Here is a 15725-nt window from a genome sequence, read left to right on the forward strand (position 1 = left end):
TTGACTTGCTCAATTTAAAAAATAAAAATTAACGTTGACGTTTACTATTTCGTTCAGTTTTCAAAGAACTCTTGTCTCAAGGCGACTTTCTTATCTTACCACCTCAAGAATAACTTGTCAACAACTTTTTTCATTAAGTTATTTTCGAGTTATTTTTTGTTGTTGTCTTAGCGACGTATATAAATATAACATCTGTTAACTCGTTGGTCAACAACTTTTTCAAAAAAAATAAAAGTTTTCTCGAAAAGATTCCAGAAAACTTTTATTTTGGATATTCCTCCAAATTATAATATGAAATTATTAATAACAAGTAAGGCAGCTATGCCTGGGATACCTAAAATAGCTGAAACAATGGCTGTGGGGAAGTTAATAGGGATATGAATACCAAACTGTACGCCAAAGATGTTAATAAAGAAAAGCAGCAGAACGCCAATAATAAGCTTGATAGATAAATTTCCAATGACTCGAAGCATTTTTTCAACACCACCTGTTACTAAGAGTAGAATGATTAGCCCTATTAAAAAAGACACAACTACAATGGGATGATTTAGCATGTTGCCTCCTTCTTAAAGCAGATAAGTTATCTTATATGTATGTCCAAGCATTCAAAAAAAGCACTACTTCACGGAGGGAAATCCTTATTTTATAAAGACAACAAAACAGGATGCCTCTATGACATCCTGTTAATTGAAATATTTCGATGCTTGGCTTCTTTTAATAGAAAAAGATACTTCATTTTGGCTAATCGAATATCTACCATTACCTCTTCTGAAGGATCTACACTTCTTTCTACCATTGAAGTTTTGTGACTCCATTCCTGCTTTACTTGCATAAAAGTCTTCACAAATTCATCATCGTACTCTTTGCGTAACCAACCTTTTCTTTTAAAAAACATATGCAAGTACCTCGTTATACTTCTCTTCTACCTTCTAGGGCTTTAGATAATGTTACTTCATCTGCGTACTCAAGATCTCCTCCAACGGGTAACCCATGAGCAATTCTAGTAATTTTAATTCCTGTCGGCTTTAAGAGCCTAGAGATATACATAGCCGTAGCTTCGCCCTCTATATTCGGGTTAGTGGCTAAAATCACTTCTTGAATCTCATCATCTTGAAGTCTTTTTAATAACTCTGGTACTTTGATATCTTCAGGCCCTATTCCTTCCATAGGTGAAATTGCGCCATGCAGGACATGATACAAGCCGTTATATTCTTTCATTTTCTCCATTGCAATGACATCCTTAGGGTCTTGCACGACGCATACCACATTTCGCTCTCTGCGCTGATCTTGACAAATGTAACAAGGATCTTGATCTGTGATATGTCCGCAAACTGAACAATAGGTTAAATTCCGCTTCGCATTGACTAATGCTTTTGCAAAATCTAATACTGTATCTTCTTTCATAGATAAAACAAAGAACGCTAAGCGAACAGCTGTTTTTGGACCAATGCCGGGTAACTTCATAAAACTATCTATAAGCTTGGATATTGGTTCTGGATAATGCACGTGGCAACCACCTTATTAAAGTCCTGGAATATTTAAACCTTTTGTAAATTGACCCATTGTGTTATTTGTTAAATCGTCCATTTGTTTTAATGCGTCATTTGTTGCTGCTAGCACTAAATCTTGTAGCATTTCAATATCTTCAGGATCTACTACATCCTCTTTAATATTTACATCAATTACTTGTTTCTGACCGTTAACTACAACTGTTACCATTCCGCCGCCAGCTGTACCTTCAACAGTTTTTTCAGCTAACTCTTCCTGCGCTTTTTGCATATCTTTTTGCATTTTTTGCATTTGTTTCATCATTTTTTGCATATTGCCCATGCCTTTCATCATATGAACATTCCTCCTAAATTTACTCTTGAATTTCGATTAAGTCTTCTCCAAATAGCTTTTTCGCTTCTGCAACCACAGGGTCTTCCTCCTGTGGTTGACCTGATGACCCATCACTTTGCTGTCCTTGAAGAAACTCTTCTCTTACTTTATCCCATTCACTTTCTGGAATTGCAACCATTTCACGCTTGCTGCCAATTAAAGTATATAAGATATTCTCTAAATTATCACGTACATTGTTGTTATTTTCAGAAGCCATTTTGCAATGAATTTCATATTTGAATTTAAGTATAAATGATTGATCTGAAGACGCAACCGGTTCACTGTTAGATAACAACGCTGCATGTGAAGCTTTATTTTGTTGTTTCAATGTGTCCAACACCTGCGCCCAAGATCGCTTAATCGTTTCTAAATTCTGCCGAGTGGCATTTTTTAAAACTTCATTTACCTTCCCAACAGGCGTTTTGTACTGACTTCTGGACTGTCTTGTCTGTTTTTTCTCTGTTTGCACTGCCTGAGCTGTATGATCAACTTGAATGCCTTTTTCTTTTAACTGCTGCAGTTCTGCTTCCATTTGATTCATTTTTTGCAAAATGTCTTGATATGGAAGAGCACTCTCTTGACTTGTAGAACTTTGAGCTAATTTTACTAAAGCTACTTCAAGTAGCACTCGAGGATGATTGCTCCATTTCATCTCTTGCTGAGTTTTGTTCAATTCAGCAATGACTTTATAAATAAAAGCACTATCCATTTTTGAACTGAGTTCTTTAAACTCTTCGTTAACCGCTGCTTTTTCAAGTAAATATGCATTTTCTTCAGAAGCTTGATAAAGCAGAACATCACGATAATAGAAGATGAGGTCCTCTACAAACCTCGCTGGGTCTTTTCCGTTTTTAATCAAACTTTCAACAGAGTCTAGCGCTTCTACAATGTTTTCGTTAAAGATAGCTTGGACGATCTTCACAATAAAAGACTGTGATACTGCTCCTGTTATGGATAGAACATCCTCTAAGCTCACCTTCTCCGTACTATACGAGATAGCTTGGTCTAAAAGACTAAGTGCATCACGCATGCCGCCTTCTGAAGCTTTCGCAATTTCGTAAAGAGCATCCTCGCTTACTTCTAGCTCTTCAGAACCTAATACTTCCTTCATTCGATATACGATATCTTCTGGCGAAATGCGTTTGAAATCAAAGCGCTGACATCTAGAGATAATCGTTAATGGAATTTTATGCGGCTCTGTTGTAGCTAAAATAAAGATAACATGTGCAGGAGGTTCTTCTAACGTTTTTAACAAAGCGTTAAAAGCTCCAATTGAAAGCATATGAACTTCATCAATAATGTACACTTTGTATCGAACAGCACTAGGTGCATATTTTACTTTATCACGGATATCTCGAATTTCATCGACTCCATTATTAGAAGCTGCATCAATTTCAATTACATCAGAAATGGAACCATCAGTAATTCCCCGACAAGTTGCACATTCATTACAGGGTTCAGCAATGGGTGCTTTTTCACAGTTAACGGCTTTCGCTAAAATTTTAGCAGCTGTTGTCTTTCCTGTCCCCCGAGGCCCAGAAAATAAATACGCATGCGAAAATTTCTCTTGGACAAGGGCATTTTGAAGTGTTTTGATAATATGTTGTTGACCGACTACGTCGTTAAAGCTTTGAGGACGGTATACACGGTACAGAGCCTGATATGCCACTACATCCTCTCCTTTTAATATAATTCATTAGTTATCATTATAGCGTATTATGAGGTTTTTTTTCAAAATAGTGAGAGATAAAATAAAAAGCCTACTCCAACAGAGTAGACTAAACTTATGTATATAACTGCCGTGCACCTTCCGTCGATTAGCCACCCCAGGCGTTACTTAAGCAGTTAGCTCGGTTCAGGCGACCCCATGGCACATGAGAGGTTCTGCTTACTGCTGCTTCCTTCCGGACCTGACAGGGTTCACAGATTCCCATTGCATAGGACCCAAACGTCAACACCACTTACTTAAGGCAGGCCCTAAGATGAGCTAACCTCAAGAAGGAATTCGGCCTCGCTAGAGCGGATTGCGAGTACAGGGCACCGCTACCTCCCCGCTTAGCACGGCAAAGTTGAAACCAATAGTTTGGGCATCAAGTTGATGCATTTACAAGTATACGTCTTTTCATTCAAAAATGCAACCGCTATAGAAAACTTACTTTTTTAGCGCTATTTTCCAGCCTTTTTTCGTTGACGCAACTCACGAAAAAAGGTCGTTAAGAGGCTCCCGCATTCTTCTTCTAGCACACCTCCTACTACTTGTGCTTGATGATTAAACTTTTCAAACTCTAATAAGTTTAACAATGTTCCCGCACAGCCACCTTTAGGATCATAAGCTCCAAACACAACTCTTTTCACTCTTGATAATACAATAGCACCTGCACACATCGGACATGGTTCTAAGGTGACATATAACGTAGCGTCTTCCAATCTCCATGTTCCTAATTTCTTACATGCTTCATCAATTGCTAAAAGTTCTGCATGAGCAACTGATCGCTGTTCTGTTTCTCGTAAGTTATAAGCTGAAGCAACCACCTCATCATTTTGAACAATAACTGCTCCAATGGGAACCTCTAATTTATCTTTGGCTTTTAATGCTTCATCAATTGCCAACCTCATATACTTTTCATCATTTAACACTTTTTATCCAACCTTACATATTATATTTTTTCTGAGTCAAACTATTTACTATGTACATCAGGAAAAGGAGAGACCTTGTGTGAAGAACGCTAAAACTGCTTTAATTATTATTGATATGCTAAACGATTTTCAATTTAAAAACGGCAAAATACTTGCTGAAAAATCTTTAACCATTGCTCAAAACATTGCCCAGTTAAAACAGTACGCATCGTCTCAACATATCCCTATTATCTATGTAAATGACCATTATAAGCTATGGCAAGCAAACTTAGAAACCATTTTAACACACTGCACAAATGAGATAAGCTCACCCATTCTACATCACATTTCACCACAAAACGCTGATTACTTTTTAATTAAACCAAAGCATTCTATCTTCTATGGGACAGCTTTGAATATTTTGCTATCACAGCTCGATGTCCATACACTTATTTTAACAGGAATTGCGGGAAATATATGCGTGCTTTTTTCAGCCAACGATGCTTATATGCGTGAGTATAACTTAATTGTGCCTGAAGATTGTATTGCTTCAAACGCAGATGAAGACAATACCTTTGCTTTGAGAATGATGCATAACGTATTAAATGCTCGTATTTGCAAACATACCGAGTTGATGAATTAAGTAAAAAGCCTTCTCATATGATGGAAGTAAGTCATATGAAATGGAGGCTTTTTATTATGCAAATTTACACTGTTAAAGCAGGTGACAGTATATATAGTATTGCAAAACAGTTCCGCATTGACGCAGGGAAAATTATAAGAGCAAATGAATTACCTAACCCAAATCAACTCGTTATCGGGCAATCTATGGTTATTCCAATCAATGGTACTTACTACACAGTAAAAGCTGGGGACACTATATGGAAGGTAGGAAGAAAATTAGGCGTTAGCTATCAGGCTATTGCCAATGCGAACAATGTTTCAGTTACAGCACCCTTAACCCCTGGCCGCCGCATCTTAATTCCCCCTTCCCCCAACAAAAGAAACGGTGAGTTTTTAGGGTATGTTGAAACAAGCAATCGAAAAATCACTCCTCAAACAGAGAAAATGATTAATCAAAATGCAAAATACCTTACTTATCTCGGGCCAGCGAACTTCGAAGTGCAAAAAGACGGTTCTCTAAAGGCACCTCCACTTAACAATTTAGGTTCTATTGCTAAAGAAAATGACGTCATTTTCTTAATGGTATTGGCTAATATTGAAAACGGCGCATTCAGTGACGAAGTCGGCCGAGCAATTTTAACTAATAAAGACGTTCAAGATACGCTTTTAAATAATATTGTAAAAACAGCGAAAGAACAAAATTTCAGAGACATTCACTTTGACTTCGAATTTTTGCGTCCGGCAGATAAAGAAGCCTATATTGCATTTTTACAGAAAGCAAAAAAGCGTCTTCAAGATGAGCAACTTCTTATGTCTGTCGCTTTAGCTCCGAAGACAAGTCGAGATCAAAAAGGCAAATGGTATGAAGCACATGATTATAAAGCCATTGGAGAGATTGCTAACTTCGTTGTTCCGATGACATACGAATGGGGATATAGCGGTGGGCCTCCTATGGCCGTCTCTCCTATTGGTCCCGTACGTGATGTTTTAGAATATGCAATATCTGAAATACCTAGTTCAAAAATTATCATGGGCCAAAACCTATACGGTTACGATTGGACACTTCCTTACAAACCAGGAGGAGAATATGCCAAAGCCATTAGTCCTCAACGAGCTATTGAGTTGGCAGCTCGCTATAAAGTAGCTATTCAATACGACAATAAAGCACAAGCTCCTTTCTTCCGGTATAAAGATGAGCAGCAGCGCACCCACGAAGTATGGTTTGAAGACGCTAGGTCTATTCAGGCCAAGTTTGATTTAATCAAAGAATTAAAACTTAGAGGAATGGCCTACTGGAAACTAGGCTTAGATTTCCCGCAAAACTGGCTCTTGATTGAAGACAACTTCAAGATTACAAAAAGAGTGACACAGCCATAAATAGGGAAAGCTTACTGTTAACAGTAGGCTTTTTGTTATTCTTCTTACTGAAAGAAATTTCTTTTCCCCTTATTCTCCTTCTCTATGTTAAAATATTTTTTGTCTGTTTTTTTTGAACGAGTGGTCATGAAGGAGGCAAATGAATGCAAGGCACACCTTTTATTTCAGTAGAAGGACCCATTGGTGTCGGAAAAACCTCTCTAGCTAAAGAGATTGCACAAGAATTTCAATTCGAAATTTTAAAAGAAATCGTAGATGAAAATCCATTTCTCGGGAAATTTTATGAAAATATCAACGAGTGGAGTTTTCAAACCGAAATGTTTTTTCTATGTAATCGATATAAGCAGTTGGAGGATATTCAAAAAGGGTTCTTATCTTATAAAAAACCTGTTGTAGCAGATTATCATATTATGAAAAACATGATTTTTGCTGAGCAAACGTTAAAAGATGAACAGTATAAAAAATATGTACAAATCTTCCACATCTTAACGGCTGATATGCCAGCTCCGAACATTATTATTTATTTAAATGCCAGCTTAGATACCTTGTTAAAGCGTATTAAAATGCGCGGAAGAGAAATTGAACGAAACATCGATCCTCACTACCTTGCGAGGCTAAGTGATGATTATGAAAAAGCTATGACGGCGTTTGAACAAAATAACCCTGATGTAACCATTTTACGTTATGACGGTGATGAAATAGATTTTGTACAAAATAAACAACACTTAAATAGAATCCTATCAGAGGTTCAAGAGAGTATGTTAAAAAGGAGTATGTAATGGTAAACTTACGATCGAAATACAACATTCCTAATGATGCTGTGTTGACGATAGCGGGTACAGTTGGAGTTGGGAAATCTACAATGACTCAATCATTGGCTGATGCTCTCCAATTTCGCACATCGTTTGAAAAAGTAGATTCCAACCCTTACCTGGACAAATTTTATGGAGATTTTGAACATTGGAGCTTCCACCTACAGGTATATTTTCTAGCAGAACGCTTTAAAGAACAAAAGAAAATTTTCGAGTATGGCGGCGGCTTCATCCAAGACAGATCCATTTACGAAGATACCGGTATCTTTGCTAAGATGCATTTTGAAAAAGGAACGATGTCTAAAGTAGACTATGAAACATATACAAGCTTGTTCGATGCGATGGTTATGACTCCATATTTTCCTCATCCGGATCTGCTCATTTATTTGGAAGGCAGCTTCGAAGATATTGTAGATCGCATTCAAGAAAGAGGGCGACCAATGGAACAGCAAACGCCTCTTGATTATTGGAAAGAGATGCACGCCCGATACGAAGACTGGATTAATAACTTTACGGCTTGCCCTATTCTTCGTTTAGATATTAGAGAATACGACCTTATCAAGGATCCTGATTCAATTGAATCAATTGTTGAAAAAGTGGCTCGCTTTTTACAACATAATGAAAAGCTAAAACGTCGTCATCTATAAAAAAATGCCGCTTTAATAGATAAAGCGGCATTTTTAACAAATAAAAAACCGTTACTTATAAGTAACGGTTTTCCAATCTCCAATTTATCGCGCTATGTTAATTGCATTATAAGTCAAATATGGCGGAGGAAGAGGGATTCGAACCCCCGCGGGCTTTAACACCCCTGTCGGTTTTCAAGACCGATCCCTTCAGCCGGACTTGGGTATTCCTCCGTATCGACAAGTATTAATTTATCATATACAAATAATAAAGTCAACTCTTTTATTAATGTTTTTAAAAAAGATGTTCATTAAGAATTAATTCTTAATGAACACCTTCTACTTTTATTTAGAGATAAATTCTTTATTTCCCATATATGGACGCAGCACTTCTGGAATTTGAATTGATCCATCTTCCTGCTGGTAGTTTTCTAAAATTGCAGCTACCGTACGACCAATTGCTAAGCCAGAACCGTTTAGTGTATGAACATGTTCTGGTTTTGCTTTTGTATCACGGCGGAAGCGAATATTAGCACGGCGAGCTTGGAAGCTTTCAAAGTTTGAACAAGAAGAAATTTCACGATACGTTTCATAACTTGGAATCCAAACTTCAATATCATACTTTTTGGCTGCTGTGAAACCTAAGTCAGCTGTACACATGCTTAGAACTCGGTAAGGTAAACCTAGTAGTTGAAGAACCTTTTCAGCATGGCCCGTTAATTTTTCTAATTCATCATAAGAATCTTCTGGCTTAACAAAGCGAACGAGTTCTACTTTATTAAACTGATGCTGACGAATAAGACCACGTGTATCTCTTCCTGCAGAGCCTGCTTCTGAGCGGAAGCAAGCACTATACGCTGTATAAGCAATTGGAAGCTGATCTCCGCTTAAAATTTCATCACGATGTAAATTTGTAACTGGTACTTCAGCTGTAGGAATTAAGAAATAATCTTCTTCTTTAATCTTGAATGCATCTTCTTCAAATTTAGGAAGCTGCCCTGTTCCTGTCATGCTTGTGCGATTCACCATATATGGAGGAAGGATTTCTTCATAACCATGCTCATCCATATGTAAATCCATCATAAAGTTAATAAGAGCGCGTTCTAATCTTGCACCTAACCCTTTATAAAATACAAAGCGGCTTCCCGTTACTTTCGAAGCTCTTTCAAAATCTAAAATATTTAAATCTGTTCCTAAATCCCAATGCGGTTTTGGTTCAAAATCAAATTGTTTAATTTCTCCCCATTTGCGAACTTCTACGTTATCATCTTCAGTTTCACCTACAGGCGTACTTTCATGTGGAACGTTAGGAATTGAAAGCAGCAATAGTTCTAATTCTTCTTCAACGCTGCGAAGCTCTTCATCCAATTGCTTTACGCGGTCTCCTACTTCACGCATTTCAACGATTAAATGATCAGCATCTTGTTTTTCACGCTTCAATTGTGCAATTTGCTGTGATACTTCATTTCGCTTGCTTTTTAACTCTTCTGTTTGAGCAATTAGCTCACGGCGTTTTGCATCTAACTCTTCAAAGCGACCTAAGTCCGTTAAGTCCTCACCACGAAACTTGAGCTTTTCTTTTACTTCATTAAAATTAGCACGTAAAAATTTTAAATCTAACATATTTAGTACCTCCTTTAGTATAAAAGGGCAAAATAAAAACTCTCATCCCCATGAAAGGGACGAGAGTTTACCCGCGTTGCCACCCTAATTGAAAGCTAAAATAAGCCTTCCTCTTAAACCAGATAACGGATGAACCGAAACTGCCTACTACTTTTTCGACAGCTTGCTCCAGGACGGATTCATAAGAATTGATTATCGATTCACACCAGCCATCGACTCTCTTGAAATCAAAAATCTTATTACTATTTCCTATCAACGCTTTATACCAATATCATTTTTATTAATCATAATGTACTACAAGTCTTTACAAGATGCAATTCATTTATACAGGTTTTTTTGAAGCTTCTTCAACCATTGCTACAAAATACTGCGCCATGCGAGCATCATCTGTCAATTCTGGATGAAACGAACATCCCAAGAATTGACCTTGTCTTGCCGCAACAATTCGGTCGTTATGCATTGCTAAGACTTCAACGTTTTCTCCTACTTCTACAATATGCGGAGCACGTATAAATACGCCTATAAAATCTTCACCGATATCTTTAATATTTAGGGCAGCTTCAAAGCTATCCCGTTGACGCCCAAACGAGTTTCGAGCTACCGTAATATCCATAACACCTAAATGGGGCTCTTCACGGTCAACGACTTTTCCTGCAAGTAAAATTAAACCGGCACACGTACCAAATACCGGTTTACCTGCTTGTGCAAACTGGCGAAGAGGTTCCATAAAGTCATATTTGTCGATCAGACGACGCATCGCTGTGCTTTCGCCGCCCGGTAGGATTAAACCATCTATTTCGTTTAGCTGTTCAACTTTTTTTATGATAATGGTTTCAGCGCCTGCTGCTTCTAATGCTTGTGCATGCTCGCGAAAGGCACCTTGTAATCCTAAAACGCCTACTTTTACCATTTTGTCAAAACTCCCTTTAAATTACCATCCACGCTCTTGCATGCGGTTTTCTGGTAATAATGATGAAATTTCAATCCCTTTCATTGCACTTCCTAACCCTTTTGATAAGTTTGCAATAAGCTCATAGTCTTGATAATGTGTTGTTGCTTCCACGATTGCTCGCGCAAACTTTTCAGGGTTGTCTGATTTGAAGATTCCTGATCCAACGAACACGCCGTCTGCTCCAAGCTGCATCATTAACGCTGCATCTGCTGGTGTTGCTACACCGCCTGCTGCAAAGTTTACAACCGGTAAACGACCTTCACGTTTAATTTGCAGTAATAACTCATAAGGTGCGCCTAATAATTTAGCTTCTGTCATTAACTCATCTTCGTCCATACCCACAACTTTACGTACTTGAGCGTTTACTTGACGCATATGGCGTACTGCTTCCACGATGTTTCCTGTCCCTGGTTCGCCCTTTGTACGAAGCATTGCAGCTCCTTCAGCAATACGACGAGATGCTTCGCCAAGATCACGGCAACCGCACACAAATGGAACCGTAAATGTATTTTTATTTAAATGAAACTCCTCATCAGCTGGAGTCAACACTTCACTTTCATCGATGTAGTCTACACCCATCGCTTCTAGCACGCGTGCTTCAACAATATGGCCAATACGAGCTTTTGCCATAACTGGAATGGACACAGCATTCATCACTTCTTCAACAATTGTTGGGTCTGCCATACGAGACACGCCGCCTGCTGCACGGATATCAGCTGGAACACGCTCTAATGCCATAACGGCAACAGCACCTGCTGCTTCTGCAATTTTTGCTTGCTCTGCATTGATCACGTCCATGATAACGCCGCCTTTTTGCATTTCCGCCATTCCTCGTTTTACACGATCAGTACCTGTAATGTTATTCATGTTTGTCTTCCTCCTGTATCAAGTGTTTCACAATAATTTTTAGTGTATATACAAAATTCAAAACTTAGTGTCTATTTTACCGCATTTTTCGGAAAATTCCTATCTAATTTATAGATTATATACAAACAAATCTAAAAATAAAAAGAAGAGATACTCTCTTGTAGTATCTCTTCTTTCTCTTGAGTTATCATTAAAACCAGTTATTCACTGTATTTGCAGCATTCATCCAAATATCGCTGAAGAAGTTGCCAATACTGCGGATAGCGAGAGAGAACCATCCAGCTTTTTCAACAGATTCGTTTGTCACAACCGGCGTCATGCTATCTGTAGTTTGACCTCCTACATAGCCTAAATCTTTAAGATTGCTGTTTGTTGCACTGACATAAGCAACTGTTTCTCCTTTTTTAATAGGAGCAACAACTTTTTGATCGTTCATAACTTTATCGTTTAACTTAAAGTTGATTTTAGTATGATCTTTTTGACCTTTTTCGGTAATAATCTTTACCGAATTCTTTGGAGAAACAGAAGCTTCTTTTGACTTTCCTTTAGCAACATTAATTGTTTCATGCCCTTTAATCTCGCCGTTAGCAGGCACTACTTCTTTTAACTGAAAATGACTAAAAGCATAATCCAATATCTTTTTTGTTTGGGAAAAACGAGCAGCTTCCGTAGACTTGCCGTTTTCCTTAGCATTCATTACAACTGTTATGTATCTTACCCCGTTACGCTCTGCAGTCCCAGTGAAACATTGACCTGCAAAATCTGTATGGCCAGTTTTTAAACCGTCTACGCCGCTGTAGGCAGCTGAAAAACCTGGGAGCATCTTGTTCCAATTGTTCATTTTTGTTTCGCCTTGTTGCCCTTGTCTAAACATCTTAGAAGGAGTTTTAGCTACTTCCAAAGATTCTGGATAATCATGAATTAAGTGATAAGCAAGGGTAGCAACTGCCCGAGCCGATAGAAGGTTCTCATCTTCTTCCTTCGTTCCTTTTGGATACATTCCTTTTAACAGAGAATTAGAAAGACCTGTGGAATTGACAAATTTTGATTCACCCATATTTAATCTTTTTGCCGTTTCGTTCATTAACTTAATAAAGTTTTCTTCAGAACCACTGACAGCTTCAGCTAAAGCAATTGCAGCTCCATTAGCTGAGTAAATAGCCATGGCATCATATAATTCTTTCACCGTGTATTTTTGGTTTTCAATTAACGGTACATTCGATAATCCATAATCTTGAGAAATTTTAGCTGCATATTTACTAACTGGCACACGTTGATCCCAAGATAATTTCTTATCTTTTATGGATTCTAATACTAGGTATTCTGTCATCATTTTTGTCATGCTTGCAATACCTAATAAAGCATCCGTATTTTTCCCGTATAATACTTTCCCCGTACTTGCCTCTACTAAGATCGCTGCATCTGCTTCAACGCCAATATCATCTGTTTTAGGAGCAGCTGATGCTTGTGTAGAGACAAAAAATACGCTGGCCATTAACATAACAGCAATGACACAAATTAATTGTTTCTGTACTGCGTTTCTCACTCTATACCCTCCAAACGTAAACTCACATAAATGTAATTTTATCATACTAAAATTTAAAAAAATAGATAAAGAAGTACTGTTACATTCATGATCCATGACATAAAAAACACGTTTCCTAATAGGGAAACGTGTTTTTTTAACATTCATGATTATCTCATAGAATAGTTAGGAGATTCTTTTGTGATTTGTACATCATGTGGGTGGCTTTCTCTTAAACCTGCTCCAGTCATACGAATGAATTGTGCCTGTTCACGTAACGCTTCTAAGTTAGCTGAACCACAGTAACCCATTCCTGCGCGTAAACCGCCAATCATTTGATATAAAGTATCTGCTACAGGTCCTTTGTAAGGCAAACGTCCTTCGATACCTTCTGGAACTAATTTTTTATTATCTTCTTGGAAGTATCGATCTTTACTTCCTTTTTCCATAGCTCCTACAGAGCCCATTCCACGGTACACTTTAAAGCGTCTACCTTGGTAGATTTCTGTTTCTCCAGGACTTTCTGTCGTTCCTGCTAGAAGGCTTCCTAGCATTACTGTATGTCCACCAGCTGCAAGTGCTTTTACAATATCTCCAGAGTATTTAATACCACCATCTGCGATAATAGCTACACCGTGCTTACGAGCTTCAGTTGCACAATCATATACTGCTGTAATTTGTGGAACGCCTACACCAGCTACAACACGAGTTGTACAAATTGAACCAGGTCCAATTCCTACTTTTACTACGTTTGCTCCTGCTTCAATTAATGCTTTTGTACCTTCAGCAGTTGCTACGTTACCAGCAATAATATTTAACTCTGGATATGCCTCGCGAATGCTGCTTACCGTATCTAAAACGCCTTGTGAATGTCCATGCGCTGTATCAATAACGATAACATCAACGCCAGCTTGTACTAATTTTTCGATACGAACGTTTGAATCAGCTGTTACGCCAACAGCTGCTCCAACTAATAATCGACCTTGTTGATCTTTAGCTGCATTTGGAAACTCAATTACTTTTTCAATGTCTTTAATTGTGATAAGGCCTTTTAATACGCCATTGTCATCTACAAGAGGTAACTTTTCAATTTTGTATTGCTGTAGAATTTTCTCTGCTTCTTCTAAAGTCGTTCCTACTGGAGCAGTAACCAATTCTTCTTTTGTCATTACATCAGCAATTTGCATTGAATAATCTTGGATAAAACGCAAGTCGCGGTTTGTAAGGATTCCAACTAGTTTTTGTTCTTCTTCGTTGTTGACAATCGGCACACCTGAGATACGATATTTGCCCATTAAATGTTCAGCGGCAAATACTTGGTTTTCAGGAGTTAAAAAGAAAGGATCCGTGATAACACCACTTTCAGAACGTTTTACTTTATCAACTTGTTCTGCTTGCTGTTCAATCGACATGTTTTTGTGAATGATACCTAAACCACCTTGTCTAGCCATCGCAATAGCCATTTCAGCTTCTGTAACTGTATCCATTCCTGCACTGATGAACGGCACCTTTAATTTTAATGTTTTTGTTAGTTCAACACTCATATCAACGTCTTTAGGCAGTACCTCAGATTTTGCTGGCACCAGTAAAACGTCATCAAATGTTAAGCCTTCTTTAGAAAATTTGCTTTCCCACATTATAGAATCCTCCTTTAAACGACAGAATATTATTAGTAGATTAACAAGCAGATATGTACCTGTCAATAACTTCACTAGATATCAGATAATTCTAATAAAAAGAAAAGGTGATTTAGTTGCATAAATTTAATGATGTTTGGACGTCCTACAATTTATTTTTCTCCGTTCCTTTTGTACAAGACTTTTTAAAAAAGCGCTATCAAAAATTGAATTATAGCGATGCAGAGCAACATAGCTTTAAAAACAGTTACCCATTTATTTATTATTTGGAACACAGTAAAAATTATTATCAAGTTGCGGCACAATCTCCTGTATCAGTTCAACCAGTTTTATTATTTTATGGAATGTCACAGCTGTTAAAAGCCTGTTTGTTAACGCAAAACCCAGTATATCCAGAAAATACAGCGGTGTTAGCACATGGAGTATCAACACGAAAAAGAAAAAAACAAAGTTATGATTTTCTAGATGATGAAGTTAAGATCCAAAAAAGCGGTTTGTTTTCACAAGTAGGAGAAGAATTGTTTCATGTGAAACAACTAGAAGGTAGTAAATACACAATGAATTATCTGTTGTCGTGCGTACCGGAATTAGATACATTATTTTTAAATTTGGGTACTAGGTCATTTTCCCATTTAACAACTATTGGATCGCTTCCAGCTGCCTCTTTGTCTATTCCTGAACAAGTCACACGGTGTTATCATATGAATCACGAAAGGCTCTACTCTTTTTTAAAAGAGCGTTCCCGCCTATCATTGTCTCTGTCAGAAGATCAGGTATGTATTCTTGATCCTTCAAGCTGTTTATATAATTGTTCACCTTTTATGTACAATTTCCAAAATAACACGCTGCATGCACCTTTGGAAAAAGATAGCTGCTTATATTTCCCTGAGATGTTGGCACATTATTTATTACTTTATAATTTAAGTATGATTTCACGTTATGAAACAGAGTGGTGGTATGAATTATTGCATACATACTCTTCGAAAGATTACCCATTTATCTTGAGGTTCCTTGAAGTTACGGCTCAAAAGATTCCCTACTTAATTTCTTGTTACTTAAATGAACATACAAAAAAAGACTAGCTAAAAATAGCTAGTCTTTTTTTCAAGTGCCTGGCAACGTCCTACTCTCACAGGGACAAAGTCCCAACTACCATTGGCGCTAAAGAGCTTAACTTCCGTGTTC

At 37.6% G+C, this 15725-nt stretch carries 16 protein-coding genes, 1 tRNA gene, 1 other RNA gene and 1 other annotated feature; of the genes, 5 read left to right on the top strand and 13 right to left on the bottom strand.

Annotated features, from left to right (window positions below; translation table 11 throughout):
- Nucleotides 1-284 precede the first annotated feature (284 nt).
- From ACFX4R_RS28845 to tadA, 7 genes are all read right to left on the bottom strand, one after another.
- The gene (locus tag ACFX4R_RS28845; protein WP_013081328.1) at nucleotides 285-554 is read right to left on the bottom strand and encodes a pro-sigmaK processing inhibitor BofA family protein; all 270 of its coding nucleotides are present in this window, start codon (nucleotides 552-554) and stop codon (nucleotides 285-287) included.
- Nucleotides 555-670: 116 nt separating this feature from the next.
- Entirely contained in the window at nucleotides 671-895 is a 225-nt protein-coding gene (locus tag ACFX4R_RS28850; protein ID WP_013054840.1) for a YaaL family protein, read from the bottom strand.
- A gap of 14 nt (nucleotides 896-909) precedes the next feature.
- Nucleotides 910-1506: a recombination mediator RecR gene (recR, locus tag ACFX4R_RS28855; RefSeq protein WP_013054839.1), complete on the bottom strand. Its 597-nt coding sequence runs from the start codon at nucleotides 1504-1506 to the stop codon at nucleotides 910-912.
- Between the two features lie 15 nt (nucleotides 1507-1521).
- Entirely contained in the window at nucleotides 1522-1842 is a 321-nt protein-coding gene (locus ACFX4R_RS28860; RefSeq protein WP_013081327.1) for a YbaB/EbfC family nucleoid-associated protein, read from the bottom strand.
- A gap of 19 nt (nucleotides 1843-1861) precedes the next feature.
- Complete coding sequence (gene dnaX / locus ACFX4R_RS28865; RefSeq protein WP_322552516.1) at nucleotides 1862-3550, bottom strand: DNA polymerase III subunit gamma/tau; 1689 nt, start codon at nucleotides 3548-3550, stop codon at nucleotides 1862-1864.
- Between the two features lie 130 nt (nucleotides 3551-3680).
- An RNA gene (gene ffs / locus ACFX4R_RS28870) (signal recognition particle sRNA large type) lies at nucleotides 3681-3945 on the bottom strand.
- Nucleotides 3946-4047: 102 nt separating this feature from the next.
- Nucleotides 4048-4518, bottom strand: coding sequence for a tRNA adenosine(34) deaminase TadA (tadA, locus tag ACFX4R_RS28875; RefSeq protein ID WP_165575674.1), 471 nt, complete (start codon nucleotides 4516-4518; stop codon nucleotides 4048-4050).
- A gap of 79 nt (nucleotides 4519-4597) precedes the next feature.
- On the opposite strand from tadA, the gene ACFX4R_RS28880 reads away from it, so the two are divergent.
- The 4 genes from ACFX4R_RS28880 (at nucleotide 4598) to ACFX4R_RS28895 (ending at nucleotide 7957) form a co-directional block, all read left to right on the top strand.
- Nucleotides 4598-5140 (top strand): cysteine hydrolase family protein, encoded by a 543-nt coding sequence (locus ACFX4R_RS28880; protein ID WP_043977087.1) that lies wholly within the window; start codon nucleotides 4598-4600, stop codon nucleotides 5138-5140.
- Between the two features lie 56 nt (nucleotides 5141-5196).
- On the top strand, nucleotides 5197-6498 hold the full coding sequence (locus ACFX4R_RS28885; RefSeq protein WP_043977089.1) for a glycoside hydrolase family 18 protein: 1302 nt from the start codon (nucleotides 5197-5199) through the stop codon (nucleotides 6496-6498).
- A gap of 143 nt (nucleotides 6499-6641) precedes the next feature.
- Nucleotides 6642-7277 (top strand): deoxynucleoside kinase, encoded by a 636-nt coding sequence (locus tag ACFX4R_RS28890; protein ID WP_043977092.1) that lies wholly within the window; start codon nucleotides 6642-6644, stop codon nucleotides 7275-7277.
- Nucleotides 7277-7957 carry a deoxynucleoside kinase gene (locus ACFX4R_RS28895; protein ID WP_165575675.1) on the top strand — a complete coding sequence of 227 codons (681 nt, stop codon included), beginning with the start codon at nucleotides 7277-7279 and terminating at the stop codon, nucleotides 7955-7957. Before ACFX4R_RS28890 ends, ACFX4R_RS28895 begins: the two co-directional genes overlap by 1 nt.
- A gap of 120 nt (nucleotides 7958-8077) precedes the next feature.
- Here ACFX4R_RS28895 and ACFX4R_RS28900 read toward each other — a convergent pair.
- From ACFX4R_RS28900 to guaB, 6 genes are all read right to left on the bottom strand, one after another.
- Nucleotides 8078-8170: transfer RNA gene (locus ACFX4R_RS28900), tRNA-Ser, on the bottom strand.
- Nucleotides 8171-8281: 111 nt separating this feature from the next.
- Nucleotides 8282-9559 (bottom strand): serine--tRNA ligase, encoded by a 1278-nt coding sequence (serS, locus tag ACFX4R_RS28905; protein WP_013054831.1) that lies wholly within the window; start codon nucleotides 9557-9559, stop codon nucleotides 8282-8284.
- Nucleotides 9560-9611: 52 nt separating this feature from the next.
- Nucleotides 9612-9824: a binding site (T-box leader), on the bottom strand.
- 57 nt (nucleotides 9825-9881) lie between these two features.
- Complete coding sequence (pdxT, locus tag ACFX4R_RS28910; RefSeq protein WP_377571647.1) at nucleotides 9882-10469, bottom strand: pyridoxal 5'-phosphate synthase glutaminase subunit PdxT; 588 nt, start codon at nucleotides 10467-10469, stop codon at nucleotides 9882-9884.
- 21 nt (nucleotides 10470-10490) lie between these two features.
- Complete coding sequence (gene pdxS / locus ACFX4R_RS28915) at nucleotides 10491-11378, bottom strand: pyridoxal 5'-phosphate synthase lyase subunit PdxS (protein ID WP_013054829.1); 888 nt, start codon at nucleotides 11376-11378, stop codon at nucleotides 10491-10493.
- 190 nt (nucleotides 11379-11568) lie between these two features.
- Entirely contained in the window at nucleotides 11569-12924 is a 1356-nt protein-coding gene (locus ACFX4R_RS28920; protein WP_028410382.1) for a serine hydrolase, read from the bottom strand.
- Between the two features lie 149 nt (nucleotides 12925-13073).
- On the bottom strand, nucleotides 13074-14540 hold the full coding sequence (gene guaB, locus ACFX4R_RS28925; RefSeq protein ID WP_013081319.1) for an IMP dehydrogenase: 1467 nt from the start codon (nucleotides 14538-14540) through the stop codon (nucleotides 13074-13076).
- 116 nt (nucleotides 14541-14656) lie between these two features.
- Between guaB and ACFX4R_RS28930 the strand changes: the two genes are divergently transcribed.
- Complete coding sequence (locus ACFX4R_RS28930) at nucleotides 14657-15622, top strand: YaaC family protein (RefSeq protein WP_322552514.1); 966 nt, start codon at nucleotides 14657-14659, stop codon at nucleotides 15620-15622.
- Nucleotides 15623-15725 lie beyond the last annotated feature (103 nt).

The sequence above is a fragment of the Priestia sp. YIM B13490 genome, from assembly GCF_042787735.1.
GTDB classification, from domain to species: Bacteria; Bacillota; Bacilli; order Bacillales; family Bacillaceae_H; genus Priestia; species Priestia megaterium.